Origin of the sequence: Parendozoicomonas haliclonae, assembly GCF_900174585.1 — a bacterium.
Classification (GTDB): domain Bacteria; phylum Pseudomonadota; class Gammaproteobacteria; order Pseudomonadales; family Endozoicomonadaceae; genus Sansalvadorimonas; species Sansalvadorimonas haliclonae.
This window is the reverse complement of sequence record NZ_FWPT01000004.1, coordinates 311,248-335,611: the sequence shown is the minus strand read 5'-3', so window position 1 is coordinate 335,611 and position 24,364 is coordinate 311,248. Positions and strand designations below refer to the sequence as shown.

Sequence of the window (24,364 nt, the reverse complement as noted above, 5' to 3'; positions counted from 1 at the left end):
GTTTTCAACAAGGGCAGCCGGATGCTTCCTCCCGGCTGCCAGCTAACCAAATAACGTTAACGACCAAAACCGTTTATACGGAAAACGTTTAAGGACAAGACAATGGCTTTCAATCTGCGTAACCGTAACTTCCTGAAGCTGCTGGACTTCACCCCTCGCGAAATTCAGCACATGATCGATCTGAGTATCGAACTGAAGAAAGCCAAATACGGCGGTTACGAGCAGCAGCGCCTGAAGGGCAAGAACATCGTTCTGCTGTTTGAAAAGGACTCCACCCGCACCCGTTGTGCCTTTGAAGTGGCTTGCCTCGACCAGGGTGCCCATGTGACGTATCTCGGCCCAAGCGGCTCACAGATGGGCCACAAGGAGTCTGTAAAAGACACTGCACGTGTACTGGGTCGTTTCTACGACGGTATCGAATTCCGCGGCTTCTCCCAGGCTGCTGTTGAAGAACTGGGTGAATACTCCGGTGTGCCAGTATGGAACGGCCTGACTGACCAATGGCACCCAACCCAGATCCTCGCTGACTTCATGACCATGATTGAACACGGTCAGGGTCGTCAACTGAACGAAATGTCTTTCGCTTACCTGGGCGATGCCCGCAACAACATGGGTAACTCCCTGCTGGTTGGCGCAGCGAAGATGGGTATGGATATCCGTCTGGTCGCTCCAAAAGCCTTCTGGCCTGAAGAATCTCTGGTGGAAGAGTGCAGCCTGATTGCCGAGAAGACTGGTGCCAAGATCACTCTGACCGAAAGTGTTGAAGATGGTGTGAAGGGCGTGGACTTCCTGTACACCGACGTGTGGGTATCCATGGGTGAAAGTAAAGATGCCTGGGATGAGCGTGTTGCTCTGATGACCCCTTACCAGATCAACATGGATTGCGTACGCAAGACCGGCAACCCGAACGTGAAGTTCATGCACTGTCTGCCTGCATTCCACAACGATGAAACCAAGATCGGTAAGGATGTTGCCGAGAAGTACGGCATGAACGGCCTTGAAGTGACTGAAGACGTATTCGAGTCCGACCACTCCATCGTTTTCGATGAAGCCGAAAACCGCATGCACACCATCAAGGCTGTGATGGTAGCAACCCTGGGCGACTGATCCGCACCGGATTGAATGATCACCCTGAAGCGCTCTCCAACCTATTGCTCCTGTGCACTTGTGCAAACGATCAGGAGGGCGCTTCACCTCTCTTCATCGAAATCAAGAGATAACAGAATCATGCGTGTAGTTATTGCCCTTGGCGGTAACGCCATTCTTCAGCGCGGTGAACCACTGGAGTGTGAAGTTCAGCGTAAGAATATCCGTGAAGCCGCAGAAGCCATCGCCCGTATCGCTCGTGACCATCAGGTCATCCTGACCCACGGCAACGGTCCACAGGTTGGCCTGCTGGCTCTGATGAACGAAGCCTATGGCAAAGTCACTCCATACCCTCTGGATGCTCTGGGCGCCCAGACTCAGGGTATGATCGGCTTTATGTTCGAGCAGGAACTCAGAAACTGCATGCCTGGCCGGGAAGTCTGCACAGTTTCTACCCAGACTCTGGTGGATCCGGAAGATCCAGCCTTTGCTGCACCGGACAAGTTTGTTGGCCCGGTTTACAGTCTGGAAGATTCCGTTGAAGTTCAGAACCAGAATCCACATTGGGTGATGAAGGCTGACGGCCAGTACATGCGCCGTGTTGTTCCTTCCCCAATGCCAAAGGAAATTCTGGAACTGTCTTCCCTGCAGCACCTGATTGCCAATGAACAGATTACTCTGATCTGTGGCGGTGGTGGCGGTGTGCCGGTTAAGCGTGCTCCGGATGGCAAACTGGTGGGTGTGGAAGCGGTTATCGACAAGGATCGTGCTTCCCGTGTTCTGGCAGAAGGTATTGAAGCTGATGCGCTGCTAATCCTGAGTGATGTAGAAGCGGTTGCAACCAACTTTGGTCAGCCGGATTCCCAGAATATTCAGTACATCACTCCAGAAGCGATGGACAAGTTCAACTTCGCGGCTGGCTCCATGGGCCCGAAAGTAGAAGCCTGCGTACAGTTCGTACGTAACGGCGGCCAAATGGCGGCAATTGGCTCTCTGGCCAAGGCTGCAGAAATCCTGACCGGCGATTCCGGTACAGTGATTCGCAATGATGTGAAGGAGGGGGTTCGTTATTACGAGTAAGTCAGAAGTCCGTAAAAAATAAGCAGAGAGCTTTTGTAGAGAGAAGCTCCGGGGGGAATAAAGAGGCCTGCATTTGCAGGCCTCTTTATATGCGGGTTCTTTATATACGGGCTATTTGAGATCACATGCCCGGAAGAATGCTCATGGTGGCAACCATATTCTTCAAAAGAATGATGGCGATAAACAGCACCATGATCGAGAAGTCCAGACCACCCATTGGCGGGATGAACTTTCTAACCCGGCTGCACAGAGGCTCGGTCAGCTGATGCAGAAGAATCAGACCCGGGTGATAGCTGGAAGGTGCTACCCAGCTGGCAATAACCATGATCAGCAAAGCAAACTGGTAGATGTTCAGCAGGGTGAACAGCAGCTCCTGCACAGACAGCAGGGCAATAGTCGGGAGTTGGGAGCCGAAGATCATGTAACCGGCAATCTTCATCTTCAGCATCACCAGCACGCACTGAACAATAAAGGCCAGAATCAGTGATGCCAGATCAAAACCGCCAAAGCCCGGAATAATTCTCCGCAGAGGGTTTAGCAGGGGGCTGGTAACCTTAACGATACCTTGGGAGATAGGGTTGTAGAAGTCAGCCTTTACCAGCTGAAGCAGGAAGCGCAGCAGGATGGCCATCACAAAAAGGCCACCAACAATATCGATTAGAAGTATCAGTGTGCTGGACATTCAGTAAGCGTCTCGCCTTGAGTGCCTTGTCTTGTCACAAGAGCAGATTTTAATGAGTACAGTATTGAATATGAGGGATATCCCGGCGTATTACAATGTACCGCCGGGATGCAGGTGCTGACTCAGTCTTTGAATGCGTCTGCCATTTCTTCTGCCCGGTTGCGGCAGGCATTCATGGCCTTATCGACCATGGTGCGAATACCACTATCCTCAAAAGAAAAGATAGCCTGTTCCGTGGTTCCACCGGGCGACATAACTCTGCGCTTCAGTTCTGCGACATCAACATCGCTTTCCTTCGCCATGGTTGCTGCGCCAAGGGCTGTTTGAATCACCAGTTCGGAAGCCGCTTCTTTGGAAACCCCCATCTTTTCACCGGCTTCGATCATCGCTTCCATCATCAGGAAGAAGTAAGCCGGTGCGCTGCCCGCAAGAGCAATCACATCATCAATGCCGGCTTCGCTCTCTACCCACTTGGAGATGCCTACGGCATCCATAATTTGTTCAGTCACGCTCTTCTGCTCATCAGAAACCAATGCATTGGCATAGAGACCGGAGGCGCCCAGTTGAACAAGAGATGGGGTGTTAGGCATGCAGCGCACGATAGCCATGTTGCCGCCCGCCCACTGGTTCAGACTGTTTTCCGGAATGCCGGCAGCCACAGAAACAATCAGAGGTTTATGTTCCTGAAAAGAAGCAGCCAGAGGCTCAACCACGGATTTCATAATCTGTGGTTTCACCGCCAGTACAACAATATCCGCAGCGGCTACAGCGTCTTCATTATTGTTAGTTGTGCGAATGCCCAGTGTTTCAGCCAGAACATCCAGCTTGGTATTGCTCGGCTCGGCAGCGATGATTTGCTCCGCCGGCCAGCCGGTTTGTACCAGACCGCCGATGATGCTGCCGGCCATGTTTCCGGCACCAATAAAGGCCAGTGTGACAGAATCTGCTTTGCTCATTCTCTACCTGTGTAATTCTGGTTAATCAGTTCTTGTTAGGTGGCTCGTATTATCGAGCGCCAAAAATAGCGGTTCCAACACGTACGATGGTGGCACCTTCAGCGATGGCGGCGGCCATATCGTCACTCATGCCCATGGAGAGGGTATCCAGCGGTAGCTCCGGGAAACGTTTTTGCAGTTCATGCAGCAATTCGCTCATGGCTCGCAGAGGCTTACGCTGCTCTTCTTCGGTCTCGCTTGGGGCTGGGATGGCCATAAGGCCACGCAACACAATATTTGGCAGAGCGATCACCTGTTCAGCAACCTCAAGCACCTGTTCGGGTGTAAAGCCAGATTTGCTCGCTTCATTATCAATGTTGACCTGCAAACAGATGTTCAATGGTGGCAGGTCAGCAGGGCGTTGTTCACTGAGGCGTGAAGCGATTTTTAAACGATCAACACTGTGAACCCAGTCGAAGCTTTCAGCGACAGGGCGGGTTTTGTTGGACTGGATCGGGCCAATGAAGTGCCACTCGATACCTTCAAGGTCTGCAAGAGTTTTAACCTTGTCTACGCCTTCCTGCACATAGTTCTCACCAAAGGCGCGTTGTCCGTATTGGTAGGCTTCCCTCACCTGCTCGGCCGGCTTGGTTTTGCTGACGGCCAGAAGTTGTACAGCATCGGTTCTACCGAAACGTTCCCTGGCTTCGTTAATGCTGTCACGGGTCTGCTGCAAGCGCGTTTCTATTGAGGTCATAGCCGTGTAATATCGTGATGAACAAAATTCGGTTCGGTTACTGCTTAAGGCAGTAGGTCTAGAATACAGGAAGACCGCGCCGAATATTATGAGTGCAGCGAATATAAAGCGAATAACATGAGTGTTCTGGTTTTGGGGCAGCCATTCCCCGTGTCCAGAAGCTCCGGGATATGGAACAGGCATGGAAATAACTGAACTTCTCGCATTCGGTGTAAAGCAAGGCTCGTCTGACCTTCACCTCTCTGCTGGTCTGCCGCCGATGATCCGGATCGATGGTGACGTACGCAGAATCAATCTGCCGGCACTCAGCCATAAAGATGTGCATGCGCTGATTTATGACATCATGAATGACAAGCAGCGCAAGGACTTTGAAGAGTTTCTGGAAACAGACTTTTCCTTCGAGGTTCCCGGAGTTGCCCGTTTTCGTGTCAACGCCTTTAACCAGGCCCGCGGTGCCGGTGCGGTATTCCGGACCATCCCTTCCCGGGTTCTGACCATGGAAGACCTGGGCATGGGGCAGGTGTTCAAGGATATTTCCAACAAGCCCCGTGGCTTGTGTGTGGTTACCGGGCCAACCGGTTCCGGTAAGTCCACAACCCTGGCCGCGATGATCGATTACATCAACGAAAACCATTACGGCCATATCCTCACCATCGAGGATCCTATCGAATTTGTTCACGAACCCAAGAAGTGCCTGATTAACCAGCGGGAAGTTCACCGGGATACCCACAGCTTTAACGACGCACTGCGTTCCGCACTTCGTGAAGACCCGGACATCATCCTGGTTGGTGAAATGCGGGATCTGGAAACCATTCGTCTTGCCCTGACAGCTGCGGAAACCGGTCACATGGTTTTCGGAACCCTGCACACCACGTCTGCTGCCAAGACCATTGACCGTATCGTTGACGTATTCCCAGCGGAAGAAAAGGCGATGGTTCGTTCCATGCTTTCGGAATCCCTGCAGGCGGTTATTGCCCAGACCCTGCTCAAAAAGAAAGGCGGTGGCCGGGTGGCAGCTCACGAAATCATGATCGGTACGCCGGCGATTCGTAACCTGATCCGGGAGGATAAGGTGGCACAGATGTACTCCGCGATTCAGACCGGTGGTGCTCTGGGCATGCAGACGCTGGACAGCTGTCTGCGCAATCTTGTGGATAAAGGTGTTATCTCGGTCGAAGCTGCACGGGAAAAAGCCAAGACTCCTGAGTCTTTTAAATAGGCCAAGAGCCATTCAATAAGGAACAATAAAGAATGGACCTGACTCCTGTTCTGAAGCTGATGGTTGAGAAAAAGGCTTCAGATATGTTTGTTACTGCAGGGATGCCGCCCAGCATCAAAGTTAACGGGCGCATCATTCCTGTTTCAAAATCGCCGCTGTCTCCCGAGAAGACCAAAGAGATTGTCTTTGGGGTTATGAATGAGGGCCAGCAGAAAGAGTTTGAAGCCAACCATGAACTGAACTTTGCGATCAGTGCCCGGGGGATTGGCCGTTTCCGGGTCAGCGCTTTCTATCAGCGTAACCTGGCCGGTATGGTGCTGCGTCGTATTGAGACAGAGATTCCTGATGTGGACGGCCTTGGTCTGCCGGACATTATCAAAGAGCTGGCGATGACCAAGCGTGGTCTGATTATCTTTGCCGGTGGTACCGGTACAGGTAAGTCTACGTCTCTGGCATCTATGATCGGTCACCGGAACCGCAACAGCTCCGGGCATATTATTTCCATCGAAGACCCGATCGAATTTATCCATCAGCATCAGGGCTGCATCGTAACCCAGCGAGAAGTGGGGTTGGATACCGACAGTTTTGAAGTAGCGCTGAAGAATACCCTGCGTCAGGCACCGGACGTGATCATGATTGGTGAGGTGCGGAGCCGGGAAACCATGGAGCATGCGGTGGCGTTCGCGGAAACCGGTCACCTGTGTCTTGCGACTCTGCACGCCAATAATGCTAACCAGGCGTTGGATCGGATTATTCACTTCTTCCCGGCTGATCGTCATGACCAGATCTGGATGGACTTGTCATTGAACCTGAAGGCGATTGTTGGTCAGCAGCTGATTCCAACGCCGGATGGGAAGGGACGTCGTCCGGCGGTAGAGGTTCTGATCAATACGCCGCTGGCATCCGATACCATCCGTAAAGGTGAAGTCCATGAGCTGAAGGCGCTGATGGCCCGTTCTAACGAGCAGGGCATGCAGACCTTTGACCAGGCTCTGTATGAACTCTACAAAAATGGCGAGATCACCTATGAAGATGCTCTCGCCCATGCGGATTCAGCGAACGACTTGCGTCTGATGATTAAACTGGGTTCCGAGACCGATGCCGAGCATCTGAACAAGATTGCTGGTGGACTCAGTATTCAGGATGAAGAGCACTGATGATTGATTAGCTGTCAGACATTAATTGACAGCTAACAGCTCTGCCCCTTCGCCGTTCATCCAGCTTTCCAAAAGCAGTTGAGCAGCCATCGCGTCCACAGGGTTACTGCCATAGTGACCCTTGTGGCCGAGTCTTCCCGCCCATTCCTTTGCTTCAAACGATGTCAGGCGTTCATCGACCGGATGCCATGCTCGGTTGAAGCGAGCCATCAGCCGGTTGGCAAACTTCCTTGCCCGTCTGGACATATCGGACTCTGTACCATCCATATTCAGCGGAATGCCGACCACAAAGGCATCGGGGTTCCACTCTTCAACAATACGTTCCAGCTCTTCCCAGTTCGGGATGCCATCTCGGGCTTTAATGGGAGAAATAGCATTGGCTGTCTGGGTGACGGCCTGCCCCATAGCAATACCGATATTGCGGGTGCCAAAGTCAAAACCCATAACAGACTGATACGGAGGTTTCTTCATAAAGTGATTTTAATATCTCAGGCGTGGCCTGCTTCATGGCTGAGCATGGCCAGATCAACACCGATGCGAGTACAGGCTCGTTCGAGTCGTTGTTCGTAAGGGGTTTGGAAAAGAATAATTTTATCAGCCGGACTGTTCAGCCAGGCATTATCGGCCAGCTCCTGCTCCAGCTGGCCCGGCCCCCAGCCGGCGTAGCCCAATGAAACGAGCGCATACTGAGGACCATTACCCTGCCCCATATCCTCAAGGAGTTCTCGGGAAGATGTGAGAGCTATATCGTGGGTTACGGGTATAGAAGCTCTTTCATCCAGCTCGCCAGTGAAGGTGTGCAGGATAAAGCCGTGTTCGATATCGACCGGACCGCCGTAGAGGATCGAAGCGGAAAGTTCGTCCAACTGGCTTTGGTAAGCAATGCCGGTTTTATTAAACAGCTCGTGGAGCGGAACGCTGAGGGGCCGGTTAATAATCAGCCCCATGGCACCGTCTTCATTATGTTCACAGATATAGATGACCGAGCCGGAGAAGTTTTCATCCTCCAGCTGTGGCATAGCGATCAGCAGTGTATTTCGCAGACTGCTTTTGGTCATCAGCATAATGGTGCCATCAGATTGTAAGCGGGAAAGACTGCCTTACCCGCTGAACAGATCACCCGGCTCAAAGCGCCAGGTCCGTATGATTTCTATAACATCATACCCTTTTAGCTCTGGTGGAAAAGGTGTGAACGGAGCCGACATGCGCACAATCCGGAGGGCGGCATTGTCCAGAATGTCATGGCCGGATGAACGCAGGATCTCAACGTTGCGCAGTGAACCATCACGATGGATCTGAACCGCAACGCGCAGCTCGCCATAGATTTTGTTCTGACGTGCTACTGCAGGATAGTTGATCTGGCCAACACGCATCACTTTCCTGCGCCAGGCTTCCTGATAATAAACATCAGCTTTGCGGGTTGAGGCGGTGTTGATCCGGTGGACAACCGGCTTCTTGGCATATTCCTGACGCTGCTGGAAGAAGTCAGCCTCAAGGCTGGCGATTTCAGAGCTCAGGTCGATGCGTTTGCGTGGCACTTCGGCACTTTCAACCGGGTTTTCCTTTTGCTGAACATCCGCAGAAGCCACCTTGCGTTCACCTTTGGTGGACGTTACCCGCGTGGCCTTGCTGGCGGTGGTTTCCGGAAGTGCTGCCGTTTGCTGCTCAAGCTGAACGTTTCTCAGCTTGTTATCCTGATACGGAGCCGGCATATCGCTGGAAGGACGAGCCTTTTCATCCAGAGTGCCGCTACCCTGCTGGTTTTCCTGTGCCAGATAGTCGGCCTTGTCGGGCGTTTTATCCGTGGCAAAGGTGGCGAGGGTGATCTCCATGGTCTGGGCCGGCATCTTGGGCGGTTCCAGAGCAAAGCCCAATCCATAAATAATAATGACGTGCAGCGCCACAGCCACAGCGGTACTGGCTGCGGTCGCGGGGCTGAAACGGGTGATCCCGGTTGAGCTGGGTATACTGCCTGACATCTTGTTGGACGACATTGTGTTGGAAAGCGTCTTTATTGTTAATGCTCCTGCGTATGTCCGAAGACTGTTTACCATAAAAATGCCCGCACTGTGTAAAAGGCGGGCATTGTCGGCTTATGGTTATTTACGCTGAGCCAGTTTTTCTTCAATCACATCCATCAGCCGGTCAGCAATGACAACGCCCTGTTGGTCTTCGATTTCGCGAATGCAGGTTGGGCTGGTGACATTAATTTCGGTCAGATAGTCACCGATTACGTCCAGCCCGACAAAGATCAGACCTTTCTCTTTCAGTGTGGGGCCAACCTGCTCAGCAATCCAGCGATCACGATCAGAGAGTGGCTGACTGACACCCGTTCCGCCGGCGGCCAGGTTGCCACGGGTTTCACCTTTCTGGGGAATACGGGCCAGAGAGAAGGGAACAGGTTCGCCATCAATCATCAGGATGCGCTTATCGCCCTTAACGATCTCAGGGATAAACTTCTGAGCCATGATCTGCTCGGTACCGTATCGGGTCAGAGTCTCCAGAATCACGCTGACGTTAGGATCGCCCTTCTTCACACGGAAGATTGCGGTGCCGCCCATACCGTCCAGAGGCTTGTAGATAACATCTTCATGCTTGAGAGCAAACTCTTTCAGTCGGTTCATATCCCGACTGACCATGCTGTGGGTGCAGCAGTGAGGGAACAGGGTAGCAAAATACTTTTCGTTGAAATCGCGCAGGCTGGAAGGCTTGTTCACGACCAGAGTGCCATCACGCTCAGCCTGTTCCAGCATATAAGTACTGTAGATAAACTCGTTATCAAACGGCGGATCCTTGCGCATAAGGATGACGTTCAAGGAGCTCAGTGGCTCCTGAGAATACTTGCCGAGAGTAAACCAGTCTTCCGGATTGGCGCGCACTTCCAGAGGTGCCATATGGCCCATGGCCACACCGTCTTCCTGAAAAAGATCGCTTTGCTCCATATAAAAGAGCTGCCAGCCTCTCTTCTGGGCGGCCAGAAGCATGGCCAGAGAAGAGTCTTTCTTGAAATTGATGTCCTGGATAGGATCCATCACGATGCCGAGGCGGATAGTCATTTTATAGGACTCACAAAACGTCATAACCGGACGACATTCTAACGAAACACGCCCCCGCAAAGAACCTGAACCTGCACACAAATCAGAGCATTAGACAGAATTGTTTGTTTGTGGCCGCCGTAGCAATGACTTATCTCAAAAGTGTGATCCCTGTTAGACAGGCTCTGTAGCATGCATTAGTGATGTATGTTAAAAAAGGTTCCAAAGAAAAATGTATCCAGCGGTTTTGTCCGTAACCGAAGACAGCAGTCTTATATAAGTCTGTATCAGGGATGTTGTCGTGGCAGGCCAATCTGGAGAGGTGAAAAGAACAATGAGTGACAACTTTGCAAATCTCCGGGTCATGGTTATCGACGACAGTAAAACTATTCGTCGTACCGCTGAAACCCTTCTCAAAAAGGCTGGCTGTGAGGTCATCACGGCTGTCGATGGTTTTGATGCTCTCGCCAAGATTGCTGATACCGAACCGCATGTGATTTTTGTCGATATCATGATGCCACGTCTCGACGGTTATCAGACCTGTGCGCTTATCAAAAACAACAGCCGCTTTAAAACGACACCCGTCATTATGTTGTCCAGTAAAGATGGCCTGTTCGATAAGGCCAAGGGACGCATCGTCGGCTCGGATCAATATCTCACCAAGCCCTTCAGCAAGGATGAATTGCTGGATGCCATCAAGGAATTGACGGCGGAAGTGGCCTGATCATTTTCCAAACGCTTATCCACATTGTTGTAAAGATTTTAATGGGGGAAACATGGCACGAGTACTGATCGTAGACGACTCTCCGACAGAAACTGTGATTCTTGAAAAAATTCTCACCAAGAATGGCCACGAAGTTCTTAAAGCCGACAACGGTGCTGATGGTGTTGCCTTGTGCCGCGCAGAAAAGCCTGATGTTGTGCTGATGGATATCGTTATGCCGGGCCTGAATGGCTTCCAGGCTACACGACAGCTGACCCGCGGAGCGGACACCAGTGACATTCCGGTCATTATCGTGACCACCAAAGATCAGGAAACTGATCGTGTGTGGGGCGAGCGTCAGGGTGCCAAGGGTTACCTGACCAAGCCTGTTGATGAAAGTGAGCTGATCAAGACGCTGAAAAGCGTTATGGCAGCCTGAGCAGGCTTAGGTAAAAAGCATGCAGAAACCGTTTGAGCTACTGGCTGATTTTGACCGGCGGGCCCGTATGGGTGCCGCCGGTCTTCCTGCTCAGGAAGAGCTCCGCAGTTACTGGAGCGGTGTCGCCTTTATTTTGCGTGGTCAGCGTTATGTGGCCCCGCTGGATGAAGTTCATGAAATTCTCCACCTTCCTGGTGCCATCACTCCTATCCCGGGCACCATGCCTTGGGTTCGCGGTGTCGCCAACGTGCGCGGACGGCTTCTGCCTCTGATCGATCTCGGCGGTTTCCTGAATCTTGAGGAAGCCTCCACCTTATCCGGTAAACGGGTGCTGGTTCTTGAATTAGGCGACATCTTTTGTGGCCTGATTGTTGATGGTGTTCTTGGAATGCAGCACTTCGAGGCGGAAACCTATAACGGGAGCATTCCAGCCTCGGTTCCAGAGAGTTTGCGTTTTTGCATGGCTGGCAGTTACCTGCACAAAGTCGGGCAGCATGAGTCTGAGTATCTGGTACTCAGCCTGAAAGCCCTGGCCAGTAATGAGAAGTTTTTGCAGGTGTCGCCAAGCATTGCTGTAGCCTGATGGACGGTTCGTCCTCAGCACTTTCCGACAGCCCTGCACAGCGAGTGTTCCATTCCCGGCGGAATGAATAGCCACTTAGGTACAGGGTTCAGCCGACTGCAGTGAAGACGGCTGAGAAGAAAGAATAACAATAGGGATTATTTCGGCTAGCGGGAGCCAGAAACACAATGAGAGCCAAAAATTCAGGATCAGGCGCCAACAGAATTACAGGTATTCTGTTTGGTGTCCTAGCAGTCTCGCTGATAGCGATGGTGGCAGCCTTCTGGTACACCAACCGACTGTCGGATTTTGACCGGGAATATGTAACCCATGCGGATGATCTCCGGGTTCTGTCCCAGCAGATTGCAAAAAACTCCACGGAAGCTGTTTCCGGTAAGGAAGAGGCCTTTGCCTTGCTGCAGGATGCCCGTAACGAGTTTGAAACCCGTTACAACCTGCTGGAAAAAGGTAATGCGTCTACCGGTCTTCCTCCTGTAAGCACTCTGGGTGGGCTGGCGCCTTCACAGATGCAGGAACTGACCGTTACCTGGAAACGTGTACAGGAAAATGCCGACAGCATTATCAGCAACGAAGAGACGGTTCTGGCCCTCCACGACGTTGCTCTGACTCTCGCTGAAACCATCCCGCAGCTGCAGGTGGAATACGACGAAGTCGTACAGATTCTCCTCGATATCGATGCCCCGGCTCTGCAGGTACAGAAGGCTCAGGAACAGTCCCTGCGTGCGGAACGTATCGTAAACAGTATCTCCCAGGTACTGGAAGGTGGTGAGAACGCGGTACTGGCGGCAGACAGCTTCAGCCGTGACGCAGAACTCTTTGGTCGTGTACTGGAAGGTATGCTGGAAGGTAACGAGGCCATGGACGTTGAGCGTATCGACGATGAGGAGGTTATCTTCCTGCTGACCGAGATCTCTGACCTGTTCGCCTTCGTATCCGGCTCTGTGGATGAGATCCTTGATACCTCTCCTGAACTGTTCCTGGTGCGTGAAGCATCCGACGCGATCTTCGTTGACTCCGGCGAGTTGCTGGGTGATACCACCAACCTGGCCGAAGCATTCAAGAATCTGTCTAACGACCGTACCCCTATCGAGGGTAATGAATTTACGGTAATCGCACCGGGTGTGATTGCCCTGCTCTCCCTGCTCCTGATCGGTTGGAGCATGGTTCGCGAAACCCGTCTGCGTCTGCAGGAAACAGCTGCCAGCAACGAAGCCAACCAGTCTGCGATCCTGCGACTGCTGGACGAACTGGCCGACCTTGCGGATGGTGACTTGACCGTAACCGCAACCGTAACCGAAGACTTTACCGGTGCGATCGCTGACTCCATTAACTTCTCCATCGAGCAGCTGCGGACTCTGGTAGAAACCATCAACACTACTGCGGTATCGGTAGCCCAGGCTGCGGAAGAAACCCAGAGCACTGCACGACACCTTGCTGATGCATCCGAGCACCAGGCTCAGGAAATTGCCGGAGCGTCTGCGGCGATCAACGAGATGGCTGTATCCATCGATCAGGTATCTGCCAACGCCGTTGAGTCCTCCGCGGTAGCGGAACGTTCGGTAGAACTCGCGAACAAGGGTAACGAGGTTGTACAGAACACCATCGCGGGCATGGATACCATCCGTGAGCAGATTCAGGATACTTCCAAGCGGATCAAGCGTCTGGGTGAATCTTCCCAGGAGATCGGTGACATCGTATCCCTGATTAACGACATTGCCGACCAGACCAACATTCTGGCATTGAACGCTGCGATCCAGGCCTCCATGGCCGGTGATGCAGGTCGAGGCTTCGCGGTGGTTGCGGACGAAGTACAGCGCCTTGCGGAACGTTCCTCTGCGGCAACCAAGCAGATTGAAGGCCTGGTTAAGACCATCCAGACAGATACCAACGAAGCGGTAATCTCGATGGAACTGACCACCTCTGAAGTAGTACGTGGTGCGAGCCTGGCGCAGGATGCGGGTGTTTCCCTGGAAGAGATCGAGACAGTATCCCGAAGCCTGTCCGAGCTGATCTCCAACATCTCCGCAGCAGCACGTCAGCAGTCGTCTTCTGCCGGTCACATCTCCAACACGATGCACGTTATCCAGGAGATCACCACCCAGACGTCTGCCGGTACCAACGCTTCCGCACAGTCCATCGGTAACCTTGCCCAGATGGCCAGTGAGATGCGTGAATCCGTATCCGGCTTTAAGCTGCCTGAAGAAGAATTCAGTAATGAATCCTTCGATGAGGCTGAGTATCAACAGGCTTGATCTGACGAGTCGGGAGCTGGATAGGCATCCTGCTCCTGACTGCTGACAGGAACCATAGAATGTCGATGCCCACCTGGATAACAGAGCGTCTGCCGGATATGACGCGGTCCCAGTTTGACCGCTGGCAGCAGCTGTTTGAAGAACGTACCGGTAACCATATTGGCTGGGGACACCGTTCAATCCTCCAGGCCGGTGTTGTGCGCCGGATGCGTGAGCTGGGCATCAATGAACACGATTCCTACCTTGAACTGGTCAACAGGCCTTCTTCCAATATGGAATGGGCGCGCCTGATTGAGTATCTCACGGTGCGGGAAACCCGCTTCTTCCGGCACCTGCCCTCTTACGATACCGCTCAGGAATTTATCGCCAGTCTGCTGGCCAGTGACAGAACCCGCCCCATTGAGGCGTGGAGTGTTGGCTGCTCAACCGGAGAGGAGACATGGTCGATGGCCATGCTGCTCTCCCAGATGGTCAGCCGTCAGGATCGTGTGATTCCCTTTACCGTGACCGGTACTGATATCAGCCTTGAAGCACTGGCTCATGCCCGCAGAGGGGTATACAGCAATAGTCGCTTGTTTGGTTTAGACACCGCGCTGACCGACCGATTCTTTCAAAGTGTCGGCAGTCGTGAAGTCAGTATCTGCCCGCGTCTTAAAGAGCGGGTCTGCTTCACCCGGGTCAATGTTCTCAATCTTGACCGGGCTCCCATGGGCAATATGGATCTGATCTTCTGTCAGAACCTGCTTATTTATTTCCGCCGCTGGCGTCGTATCACCATTATCGAGCAGCTTGTTGAACGGCTGGCTCCCGGCGGATTGCTGGTGTTGGGGCCTGGCGAAATCAGTCAATGGAGTCATCCGGATCTTGAGCCGGTTGGCTGCGAGCAGGTTCTGGCTTTTCGCAAGAAAGCACAGACTGCCCGGGAAAAGCTTCTTAACAGTTTCAGTGCCATGAAGGCACGGGAAGAATAACCAGAACATAAGCGGCGCAGGCCGTACTGGACAGGAGAGATTATGGGGGATCGCCGCAATTCAGGTGACCACGAACAGCCAAAACACGGCCAGCAGTCTCAGGACTGGGTGGCTTTGGACTGGGTGCGTGGAGAAATCACTGAGACCCTCACCCAGGCTCGCCAGTCACTGGAAGACTTTGTAAACAGTTCCAACAATGGCGAGCAGGATGATTCCCGTCTGCGTTTCTGTTTGAACTATATCCACCAGATTCACGGCACGCTGGATATGGTGGAGTTTTACAGTGCAGCTCTGCTGGCCGAAGAGATGGAAAATCTCGTACATGCGCTCATTAACGGTTCTGTACCGAGCCGGAATGATGCCCATGAAGTACTGATGCAGGCGATGATTCAGCTGCCGCATTATCTTGAACAGGTACAGTCGGGCCGACGTGATCTGCCGGTTGTTATCCTTCCTATTCTGAATGATCTTCGCAGTGCCCGTGGTGAAAACCTGCTGTCGGAGACATCTCTGTTTACTCCTGACCTTTCAGCCATCACGGCACCAGCCAGTGAGCATGAGCTGAAAAAGATGGAAAGCAGCTCTTTGACTCAGCTGCTGAAAAAGCTGCGCCAGATGTATCAGTTTGCTCTGGTGGGTTTCTTCAAAGACCCCTCTGATGTCACCAGTCAGAATTATTTAATCCGTGTTTTTGAACGGATGGAGTCTCTCTGTAAAGGCTACCCGGTAGCAGATATCTGGCCAGTGTCTTATGCCTTGCTGCAGTCCGTTGTGACTGGCGATGTTCGCAACAATGCGGCAGTGCGTAACCTGCTGCGTCAGGTTGATGGCCAGTTGGCGGATCTTATTAATAATGGTCCACAGGCGTTTAATGGCCCGGTGCCGGAAGATCTGCTGAAGAACTCTTTGTTCTATATCGCTCGCAGCAGCAGTACCGATACCCGCACCCATAACCTGAAAGAGCGATTCAAACTCGATGTGGCTCTGATTGACGAAAATACCGTCAACGAGGAACGTCGTAAGCTGTCTGGTCCGGATCGGGAAACCATGCAGTCGGTTATCAAGAGCCTTTCTGATGAGCTGATGACCGTTAAGGATGCGCTTGATCTTTATATGCGTAATCCCGGTGATGCCCAGAACTCGCTGGATGGTCAGATATCTACCCTGCGTCAGGTTGCCGATACTCTTGCGGTCTTGGGGCTTGGTGTTCAGCGGAAGGTGATTCTGGAACAGCTTGATACGCTCTCGGCGATGGTGAACAGCCAGAGCCATGACGACAACAAGCTGATGGATATTGCCGGCAGCCTGCTTTATGTCGAAGCCACGTTAAGTGGCATGGCCAGTGGTGCCGGATTCAGCCAGCCAATGTTGTCTGATGAGCCCGCAGACCTTCGCTCTGCTCGTGTCACCGTGATTCAGGAAGCCTGCTCCGGCTTGATTAACGCGAAGGATGCCATTGTCGATTTCACTGCCACTGGCTGGAATCGGGAAAGCCTGAATATCGTTCCGGAAATCCTGGCAGCTGTCCGTGGCAGCATGGCGATGATCCAGCAGGATCGAGTTTCTGAGCTGGTACACTCTGCCAGTGAATATATTCAAACAACGCTGCTGTCGTCTGATCAGGAACCAGAATGGCAGAGCATGGAGCTGCTGGCCGATGTGCTGGCCGGTGTTGAATATTATCTGGAGCGTCTGGGCAATTCTGCGGATGATCAGGGTGAAGGCATCCTTGATCTGGCAGCAGAAAGCCTGGAGCTGCTGGTTGCTTCCGCACGCATGATTGATACGCCGGAAGCTGATATTCCAGACTCTGATGAAGAGCTGACTCTTGAGCTGATGGATGAAGCTCAGGAGCAAGAGCAGAAGCAAGAGCAGGAACAAGATGAAGCTGAAGATCCTGAACCGCTCAGCGATGCCGTTGAGATCGATCTGGATCTGGTAGACAGCTTTGATCAGGCACCACGCCCGGGACAAACGGTTGCTAAAGAGAAGCCTGAAGAACCCGAGCAGCCGGAAGAAGTCACTCCGAATGTAGCTGAAGAAGAGCTGGAGCTTGATCTCGACCTGGATCTTGAGCTGGTTCCTAAATCTGCCCAGCCGGTTGTTAAAGAAGAACCGGTTGAAGATGTTCAGGTAGAAGAGCTTTCTCTGGAAAGTGATGACGATGATCTTGGCTTCACCCTTGAAGATATCGAGCTGAGTGAACTCGACGAGCCTGCAGAAAATTCTGCACAGACTGAGCCCGTCGAGGCCGTTAAAGGGATTGTTGTACCAGACCTGACTCTGGTGGGCGATGAGCCGGAAGAAAGCTCTGATCTCGAACTGACTATTGAAGACATTGATGATCTTCCTGAGCAGGAAGAACCGGCAGTCGTCGAACCAGAAACTGCAGCCGAAAGCCTGCAGCTGGAAGAAGACGATGATGACGAGCTAGATGAAGAGCTTGTCGAGATATTTATTGAAGAAGTCGGTGAAGTGCGTGAGCAACTGTCTCTGTACTTCCCACGCTGGCAGGCTGATCGTACCGATACCGAAGCACTGACTGAGTTCCGCCGAGCCTTTCATACCTTGAAAGGCAGCGGTCGCATGGTTGGGGCGACCGTTCTGGGTGAGCTAGGCTGGTCTATCGAAAATATGCTCAACCGGGTTATTGAAGGTGCGGTTGAAAGCACCCCAGGCATTGTTGCTCTGGTTGAGCGGGTTATCGCCTTGCTGCCAAGTCTTGTTGAGGACTATGCCAATAATCGTCAGGAAATTACTGCTGAAGTTCAGGCCTGTGTGGATGAAGCAGCAGCCTGGGAGCGTGGTGAACAGCCGACGACTGCAGACGTTCAACTTACCGTTGAGGAACCCGTTCAGGAAGATGTTTCCGCTGATGAGCTGATTCTTGAAGAACTCTCCGTTGACGAGATCCTTATCGAAGAGGATGAGGCAGAGCTCGAAGACATTGAAATTGATCTTAGCCTTGAAGACGAGTCGGCGGTTAATGATGAGTTCATTGATATCTCGGAAGCTGCTGCTGATCAGGCTGTTGCTGATGAAAGTAGCGTTTTTGATAGCGTTGAACCGGTATTTGATGCTGAGCTGATTTCTATCTTCAGCAAAGAAGCGAACACTCATCTGGAAGTGGTAGAAGCCTTTGTTGAAGAGTTCAATGAGTCTGATGTTGACGCGCTGATTATCAGTGATGATCTGCAGCGTGCCCTGCACACCCTGAAGGGCAGTGCGGGTATGGCCGGCGTAAACCAGGTTGCTGTTCTGGTTAAGTCCGTTGAGCGGATGGTGAAAGAGTTCCGCGGCCACGGTATTAAAGCCAATGGCACCGTGGTCAGCTATCTGGCTCGCTGCAACCTGTTAATTATTGATGGCATTGAACAGGTTAATGCTCAGCCTGCGGTAGAGCTGGAAATCGAAGGTGCAGCTGCGCTGATTGCCGAGATCGATGCCTATTGCGATCAGCGTCTGAGCGAGCAGGCGATTGAAGAGACGGCTCAGGAGAAAGCCAGATCGTATGGGGAGTTTATCTCCCGTCATATGAATCTGGTTCTGGATGCTGTTCCAGCCCTGCTGGCCTGGGATAGAAATCCGGAGGCGTCTGTTGCCCGCAACCTTCACGGTGGCTTGCTGGAGCTTGTTGATTCAGCCCGGGAAGTTGAACTGGATGCCTTTGCTGATCTGGCTGAACAGATGGCAGTGGTTTATCAGGCGATACAACATCAGAAAACTGATATTTCCGATGTTGTTATTCAGACCCTGATCGAGGCTCACGACAGCCTGACCGATATGATGGATCGTCTGGCTGCACAGGAAACCCCATCTGTTGCTGAATCTCTGCTCTCCCGTCTGCAGGCACTGATTGATGAGCTGGAAGAAGAGCCAGCCATTGAAGCCATACAGGAAGCGATTCAAGAAGTGCAGCATGAAGCTGCGCCGGCGGCTAATGAACCAGTCGTAGAAGAAGAAAGCGATCACGAACTGCTGGCTATCTTCCTTGATGAAGCCATGGATAACCTGGATGGTGCATCCTCGGCGCTGCAAAGCTGGCTCGATAACAATGCAGACCTTGGTCTTCTGACTGAGCTTCAGCGTTATCTGCATACCATTAAAGGCGGAGCCCGCATGGCAGGTATTGAGCCTGTCAGCGATCTGTCCCATGAGCTGGAAGATATTTACGAGGCGCTGTGCCTGAACCGTCTGAATATTTCCGGCGACCTGATCAACCTGCTGCTGCGCGGCCATGATGCGCTGGAAGAGATGCTGGGCGCTATCCGCTCCCACCGTCCAAGTGTTCCGGCTGAACAGCTGTGCAGTGATATCCGCGCCATGATGCAGTCTTCCCTAAAAGAAGCAGGCTCACCTGCTCCTGCTCAGGAAGAGCCTCAGGTTGTAGAAATCGAACCTTCCGTTGAGATTGGTGAGATCGAACCTGTTGCTGTTGCCAGCGGTCCCGCGGTAGCTCTTCCAGACGATCTTGATCCTGAGATGTTTGATGTCTTCCGGGAAGAAGCGGTCGATCTGCTGGAAGATATTGAACGCCAGATTAATGCCTGGCTGGATGAACCCAATAATCAAGAGTTCTCTGAGCTGCTGATGCGTGACCTGCACACCTTAAAAGGCAGTGCACGTATGGCGGGTCTCAGTACTCTGGGTGAACTCAGCCATGAATTTGAAGTGCAGGTTATCGACCTGCAGGCGCGCAAGGCCTCTGATGCCGACGAGATTCGTCCGCTGATGCGCGTATTTGCAGAGTTACAGGAACACTTTGAAGCGACACTGCAGGCTGTTCAAAACCAGAATGCTGCAGAGCTTCAGGTTGAAGCTACTACCGCCGCTCCTGTTACCAATGTCGTGCAATTCCCAAGCTCTCAGGATTCCGGTGAGCGTATTGCCGCCCCGGCCTCGGTGTTCCTGAATCAGGCAACAGAGCGTCAGGCTGACAGCAGTAATCGGGAAATGGTACGTGTTCCGGCAGAACTGATTGACCAGCTGGTTAACCTGGCGGGTGAAACCAGTATCTCCCGTTCCCGTATCGAGCAGCAGATCAGTGACTATCGTTACACCCTGAAAGAGATGCACGCGACCATTCAGCGTCTGCAGGAACAGCTGCGTCGTCTGGACATCGAAACCCAGGCTCAGATTCTTTCTCGCCACGAGGGCGAACTGGCCGAACACCCTGAGTTCGACCCACTGGAAATGGACCAGTACTCGGAGCTGACTCAGCTGTCCCGCTCCCTTGTGGAATCCGCGACTGACCTTTTGGATCTCAAGGAAGCCCTTGAGGACAAGAACCGCGATTCCGAAACCCTGCTTCTCCAGCAGTCCCGTATTAACACGGAACTACAGGAAGGCTTGATGCGTACCCGCATGTTGCCGTTTAACCGTATGCTGCCGCGTCTGCGACGCATTGTGCGTCAGGTGTCTTCCGAGCTTGGCAAAGAGGTTGAGCTGAAGGTTGTGAATGCGGAAGGTGAGATGGACCGCTCTGTAATGGAACGGATGATCTCGCCGCTTGAGCACATGCTGCGTAACGCTATTGACCACGGAATCGAAGATAACGCCAAAGACCGTGTTGCCAAAGGCAAGAACGAAGTTGGCGAAATCAGCATCAACCTGGCCCGTGAAGGTGGCGAGATTGTTCTCTCCCTTGGCGATGATGGCCGTGGATTGAATATGTCTGCCGTACGCAGTAAAGCCGAAGAGCGAGGCTTGCTGGCCAGCGATACTGCTGTTTCCGACAAGGAAATCTCCCAGCTGATACTGCAGCCGGGCTTTTCGACCGCAACCAACGTAACCCAGATCTCCGGTCGAGGTGTGGGTATGGACGTGGTGAACAGCGAGCTGAAGCAGCTGGGCGGCCATATTGAGATCAACAGTGAAGAAGGCAAAGGCACCGAGTTTGAGATTCGTCTGCCATTCACCCTATCTGTAAACAGGGCTCTGCTGGTTAATATCGGTGAAGACCAGTTTGCGATCCCGCTGAACTCTCTGGAAGGTATTGTACGTCTCAGCCCGTTTGAGCTGGAAAGTCATTACCGAGGTGATGTACAGGATCTCGAGTACGCCGGCCGAAATTACCAGCTGCATTACCTTGGCGAGCTGTTGAACGAGCGTCCGCCAAGACTGGATAACGTGACCCAGGAATTGCCGGTTCTGTTGATTCGCTCCGGTGAAAACAGTATTGCGATCCAGGTAGACAGCCTTGTTGCCAGCCGGGAAATCGTGGTGAAGAGCCTCGGTGCCCAGTTTGCCGGTGTTCGTGGTGTGAGTGGTGCCACCATTCTTGGTGATGGTCGTGTGGTTGTGATCCTTGATCCGGTTGGCCTGTTGTTGAACCACACCCGCAGACAGAAAACTGCTATCGAACAAGGTGCCGGCGCTGCCGTCGAGCAGGAAAACAATCTGGTTATGGTGGTCGATGACTCGGTTACCGTACGGAAGGTTACCGGCCGTCTGCTGAAGCGGAATGGCTATCAGACGCTGACTGCGCGTGATGGTGTAGAAGCCATGGCGCTGCTGCAGGAGCACAGGCCTGCCGTTATCCTGCTGGATATTGAAATGCCACGGATGGACGGCTTTGAAGTCGCGACTGCGGTGCGTAACCATCCGGATCTGAAGGGTACGCCGATTATCATGATCACCTCCCGTACCGGTGAGAAACACCGTCAGCGTGCGAAGGAAATTGGTGTGAACGACTACATGGGTAAACCGTTCCAGGAGCCGATGTTGCTTGAAGCCATAGCCAGCTTTGCCCAGCGCCATGACTGATAAGCGTCGAGGGATTGGTATTATCGCTGACCGCACACTGGTGCGGCAGCGGTTACGGGAGACTCTGGAGCAGCAGGGCTTTTATGTGGTGGCGAATACGCCACCCAAGGGCTGCAGTGATAAGCTGCTGGCCTCACCGCTGGTGCGGGCGTGGATTGTTGATCTTGAAAAAGAAGAAGATCACGGCGAGCTGCTCGACCGGCTGGTGGAAGTACCTTCCGTACCTGTCTTTTTTGATATGGGCTTGCCCGGTGGATTGCAGAGTGTGGAATACGCGCACTGGGTTCGCAGGCTGACCCGTAAGCTGAGAGAGTTTCGTGAGCCTGCCACTTTGGATTCTGATGCCAACAGATCGGCAGAGACTTCAAATTCCCATAAGGGAAATGTAGTCACCTGGCCGATTCGCTCTACGCAGGAAAAAGAGAGTGAATACCCGAAGGTACCGGCAGAAAGAGTCTGGGTGCTAGGGGCATCTTTAGGCGGCCCGCATTCCGTTAAAGAGTTTCTGGATCATCTTCCCGACGGTCTGCCTGTCGCTTTTGTTTATGCGCAGCATATCGATCAGGAATTTGCCTCCATTCTGGCTTCCACTGTTGCACGACACAGTTATTGTGAAGTTGTTGAAGCCAAAAGCGGGCAGGTTTTACACAATGGTGAGGTGCTGTTTACCCCCATTGAGAAGAAGATAGAGTTTGATAGCCGTCACCGTGTACAGATTCTGGATGAATCATGGTCCGGGGTTTACTGCCCGAATATTGATGAAGTCATGCTGGCGGTGCGACAAGGATGGCCGGGAACCTGCGGCGCTCTGATCTTTTCCGGTATGGGCAAAGATGGCTCTTTTGAGGCGCGGGTTTTCAAACAGCATAACCTGCCAGTCTGGGTACAAACTCCGGAAGACTGTGCCAGTAGTGTGATGCCCGAAGCCATTATTGAGGCTGAGAGTGCCACCTGTCAGGGAACACCACGCGAGCTGGCGGCAAAACTCGTTGAATACATTACGGCTGAGGCTGCGAAGGACAAGGCGCGTTCGAGCCAAACGCTAATCAGGAGCGATAGCAATGTCTGAAGATTTGAAGTCGGAACAACAGCTGGCCAGTATGCTGGTGCCTCTGACGGATAGCCTGCTGTTGGTGCCGGGTACGGTGATCGCCGAGATTATTGGCTGGCAGCAGCCTGAGCCTGTTGAAGGCAAGCCTGACTGGTACCTTGGCGAAGTTTCCTGGCGTGGTCTTAAGCTTCCTCTGGTGTCTTTTGAGCGTGCCGGTAATGGCACCATGAAAGAACGTGCAGAAGAAACCCGTCTTGCCATTGTGAACGGTATATCGGGAAAGAGTGAACTGCCCTTTTATGCTTTGATCATTCAAGGTATTCCGCGCACCTTGAGACTCTCGGGCCGTGATGTGACTGCCAGTGAACAGTCTGCTGCTTCTGAAATTATTAAAATGCATGTAAAGGCATCTGGCGCAACGGCTGCGATTCCTGATCTTGATAAGCTGGAAGACCTGTTGACCGTTAACCAGTGAGCATTTCGCTATGCCAGACTTACCCGCAACTCCGACGCTGGCGGACTTTCAGTCCTACGTTTCGGAAATGGAACGTGAAAGAGGTTTTGCCAGTCAGACAGTGAAGGACAAGTGTCTTTTATTGGGGGAGGAGATCGGGGAGCTGTTCAAGGCGATCCGTAAAGCGGAAGGGTTGGCCATGGATCCTCAATCGCAGGTTGGTGAAATTGGCGATGAGCTGGCAGATGTCTTTATCTACCTCTGTGCCCTGGCCAACCGGTTTGATCTGAACCTCGAACAGGCGTTTCTGGATAAGGAAACCAAGAACAAACAGCGTAAATGGCAGTAGCGAGCACCCGTTTTTAAGTTTGAGCATGCTCGGCATGCTCAAACCCTTTCACTCATTACTATTTCCAGTCACCCCAGAGATATTGCATCAGGCTGATAGCCGCTACCGGAGCTGTTTCTGTTCGCAGCACTCTGGGGCCAAGCGCCAAAGGGTGAAATTGCTTCGCTTCTGCCTGAGCAATTTCATCGGCTGTCAGCCCACCTTCCGGACCAATCAGTAAAGAAACAGAAGCTGGCTTGCCATAACCTTCCAGAGCTTTCTCCGTTCTGTGGTGTAGAACAAAGTTGAGCTCTGTTGATCGGGACTCCAGCCATTCGGACAACAGCATTGGCTGATGAATCACAGGCACACGATTACGGCCGCATTGTTCACAGGCGCTTATAATCATTTGCTGCCAACCGCGGATGCGCTTGTCTGCCCGTTCACTTTTGAGTTTCACTTCGCAGCGCTCGGTAAAGAGTGGAGTGATCTCAGTTACACCGCACTCCACGGCCTTCTGAATCGCATAGTCCATACGTTCACCCCGGCTCAGGGTCTGGCCAAGGGAGATAGTCAGGTTGGACTCACGGTCATCCGCCATAAACTCTGTCGGAACAGCGAAGACGGCTTTCTTGGTGATCTCGGAAATAGTCGCCTGCCAGCAACCGCCCTCACCATTAAACAGGACTAAAGGCTCTCCGGCTTTCATCCTCAGCACGCGGCCGACATGGTGAGAGGCATTTTCAGGAAGCTCGACTGTCTGGTTGGCAGACAGGGGAACAGGAGCATAAATACGAGGGTTACGCATAGGAAAGCCAGAAGAAGACCGGAAGAAAATGTGCGGAGCTATTGTAGCGAATTGGCAAG

General features: G+C 52.7%; 21 protein-coding genes. 13 read left to right on the top strand and 8 right to left on the bottom strand.

What is annotated here, in order from left to right; all coding sequences use genetic code 11:
* Nucleotides 1–102 precede the first annotated feature (102 nt).
* Both argF and arcC read left to right on the top strand, forming a co-directional pair.
* Nucleotides 103–1,107: an ornithine carbamoyltransferase gene (gene argF, locus EHSB41UT_RS10600; RefSeq protein WP_087109552.1), complete on the top strand. Its 1,005-nt coding sequence runs from the start codon at nt 103–105 to the stop codon at nt 1,105–1,107.
* Nucleotides 1,108–1,227: 120 nt separating this feature from the next.
* Entirely contained in the window at nt 1,228–2,166 is a 939-nt protein-coding gene (gene arcC / locus EHSB41UT_RS10595; RefSeq protein ID WP_087109550.1) for a carbamate kinase, read from the top strand.
* Between the two features lie 121 nt (nt 2,167–2,287).
* Here arcC and EHSB41UT_RS10590 read toward each other — a convergent pair whose 3' ends face one another.
* The 3 genes from EHSB41UT_RS10590 to EHSB41UT_RS10580 form a co-directional block, all read right to left on the bottom strand.
* On the bottom strand, nt 2,288–2,848 hold the full coding sequence (locus EHSB41UT_RS10590) for a YggT family protein (RefSeq protein WP_087109548.1): 561 nt from the start codon (nt 2,846–2,848) through the stop codon (nt 2,288–2,290).
* A gap of 122 nt (nt 2,849–2,970) precedes the next feature.
* Complete coding sequence (proC, locus tag EHSB41UT_RS10585) at nt 2,971–3,804, bottom strand: pyrroline-5-carboxylate reductase (protein ID WP_087109546.1); 834 nt, start codon at nt 3,802–3,804, stop codon at nt 2,971–2,973.
* A 49-nt stretch (nt 3,805–3,853) separates the two neighbouring features.
* Entirely contained in the window at nt 3,854–4,540 is a 687-nt protein-coding gene (locus EHSB41UT_RS10580; RefSeq protein ID WP_087109544.1) for a YggS family pyridoxal phosphate-dependent enzyme, read from the bottom strand.
* Nucleotides 4,541–4,721: 181 nt separating this feature from the next.
* Here EHSB41UT_RS10580 and EHSB41UT_RS10575 point away from each other — a divergent pair, with 181 nt between their 5' ends.
* On the top strand, nt 4,722–5,759 hold the full coding sequence (locus EHSB41UT_RS10575) for a type IV pilus twitching motility protein PilT (RefSeq protein WP_087109542.1): 1,038 nt from the start codon (nt 4,722–4,724) through the stop codon (nt 5,757–5,759).
* Nucleotides 5,760–5,791: 32 nt separating this feature from the next.
* A complete protein-coding gene (locus tag EHSB41UT_RS10570) occupies nt 5,792–6,916 on the top strand; it encodes a PilT/PilU family type 4a pilus ATPase (protein WP_087109540.1) in 1,125 nt (374 codons plus the stop codon).
* Between the two features lie 21 nt (nt 6,917–6,937).
* Here EHSB41UT_RS10570 and ruvX read toward each other — a convergent pair whose 3' ends face one another.
* The 4 genes from ruvX to gshB form a co-directional block, all read right to left on the bottom strand.
* On the bottom strand, nt 6,938–7,387 hold the full coding sequence (gene ruvX / locus EHSB41UT_RS10565; RefSeq protein WP_087109538.1) for a Holliday junction resolvase RuvX: 450 nt from the start codon (nt 7,385–7,387) through the stop codon (nt 6,938–6,940).
* Nucleotides 7,388–7,404: 17 nt separating this feature from the next.
* Nucleotides 7,405–7,980: a YqgE/AlgH family protein gene (locus EHSB41UT_RS10560; protein ID WP_207626617.1), complete on the bottom strand. Its 576-nt coding sequence runs from the start codon at nt 7,978–7,980 to the stop codon at nt 7,405–7,407.
* 36 nt (nt 7,981–8,016) lie between these two features.
* Entirely contained in the window at nt 8,017–8,910 is an 894-nt protein-coding gene (locus EHSB41UT_RS10555; RefSeq protein ID WP_087109536.1) for an energy transducer TonB, read from the bottom strand.
* A gap of 105 nt (nt 8,911–9,015) precedes the next feature.
* Nucleotides 9,016–9,972 carry a glutathione synthase gene (gshB, locus tag EHSB41UT_RS10550; RefSeq protein WP_087109534.1) on the bottom strand — a complete coding sequence of 319 codons (957 nt, stop codon included), beginning with the start codon at nt 9,970–9,972 and terminating at the stop codon, nt 9,016–9,018.
* Between the two features lie 313 nt (nt 9,973–10,285).
* On the opposite strand from gshB, the gene pilG reads away from it, so the two are divergent.
* The 9 genes from pilG to EHSB41UT_RS10505 all read left to right on the top strand — a co-directional run bounded on the left by pilG (nt 10,286) and on the right by EHSB41UT_RS10505 (nt 23,518).
* Nucleotides 10,286–10,675 (top strand): twitching motility response regulator PilG, encoded by a 390-nt coding sequence (gene pilG, locus EHSB41UT_RS10545; RefSeq protein ID WP_087109532.1) that lies wholly within the window; start codon nt 10,286–10,288, stop codon nt 10,673–10,675.
* Nucleotides 10,676–10,727: 52 nt separating this feature from the next.
* Nucleotides 10,728–11,093: a twitching motility response regulator PilH gene (gene pilH, locus EHSB41UT_RS10540; RefSeq protein WP_087109530.1), complete on the top strand. Its 366-nt coding sequence runs from the start codon at nt 10,728–10,730 to the stop codon at nt 11,091–11,093.
* A 19-nt stretch (nt 11,094–11,112) separates the two neighbouring features.
* Entirely contained in the window at nt 11,113–11,676 is a 564-nt protein-coding gene (locus tag EHSB41UT_RS10535; RefSeq protein WP_087109528.1) for a chemotaxis protein CheW, read from the top strand.
* A 167-nt stretch (nt 11,677–11,843) separates the two neighbouring features.
* The gene (locus EHSB41UT_RS10530) at nt 11,844–13,928 is read left to right on the top strand and encodes a methyl-accepting chemotaxis protein (RefSeq protein ID WP_087109526.1); all 2,085 of its coding nucleotides are present in this window, start codon (nt 11,844–11,846) and stop codon (nt 13,926–13,928) included.
* 59 nt (nt 13,929–13,987) lie between these two features.
* The gene (locus EHSB41UT_RS10525) at nt 13,988–14,899 is read left to right on the top strand and encodes a CheR family methyltransferase (protein ID WP_087109524.1); all 912 of its coding nucleotides are present in this window, start codon (nt 13,988–13,990) and stop codon (nt 14,897–14,899) included.
* A 42-nt stretch (nt 14,900–14,941) separates the two neighbouring features.
* Complete coding sequence (locus EHSB41UT_RS10520) at nt 14,942–21,664, top strand: Hpt domain-containing protein (RefSeq protein ID WP_087109522.1); 6,723 nt, start codon at nt 14,942–14,944, stop codon at nt 21,662–21,664.
* Complete coding sequence (locus EHSB41UT_RS10515; protein ID WP_087109520.1) at nt 21,657–22,733, top strand: chemotaxis protein CheB; 1,077 nt, start codon at nt 21,657–21,659, stop codon at nt 22,731–22,733. Before EHSB41UT_RS10520 ends, EHSB41UT_RS10515 begins: the two co-directional genes overlap by 8 nt.
* A complete protein-coding gene (locus EHSB41UT_RS10510) occupies nt 22,726–23,190 on the top strand; it encodes a chemotaxis protein CheW (protein ID WP_087109518.1) in 465 nt (154 codons plus the stop codon). The genes EHSB41UT_RS10515 and EHSB41UT_RS10510 overlap by 8 nt, the downstream gene beginning before the upstream one ends.
* Nucleotides 23,191–23,200: 10 nt before the next feature.
* Nucleotides 23,201–23,518, top strand: a complete 318-nt coding sequence (locus EHSB41UT_RS10505) for a MazG nucleotide pyrophosphohydrolase domain-containing protein (protein ID WP_087109516.1) — start codon at nt 23,201–23,203, stop codon at nt 23,516–23,518.
* Between the two features lie 58 nt (nt 23,519–23,576).
* Here the strand turns inward: EHSB41UT_RS10505 and EHSB41UT_RS10500 are convergent, their stop codons facing one another.
* Complete coding sequence (locus EHSB41UT_RS10500) at nt 23,577–24,305, bottom strand: 16S rRNA (uracil(1498)-N(3))-methyltransferase (RefSeq protein WP_087109514.1); 729 nt, start codon at nt 24,303–24,305, stop codon at nt 23,577–23,579.
* Nucleotides 24,306–24,364 lie beyond the last annotated feature (59 nt).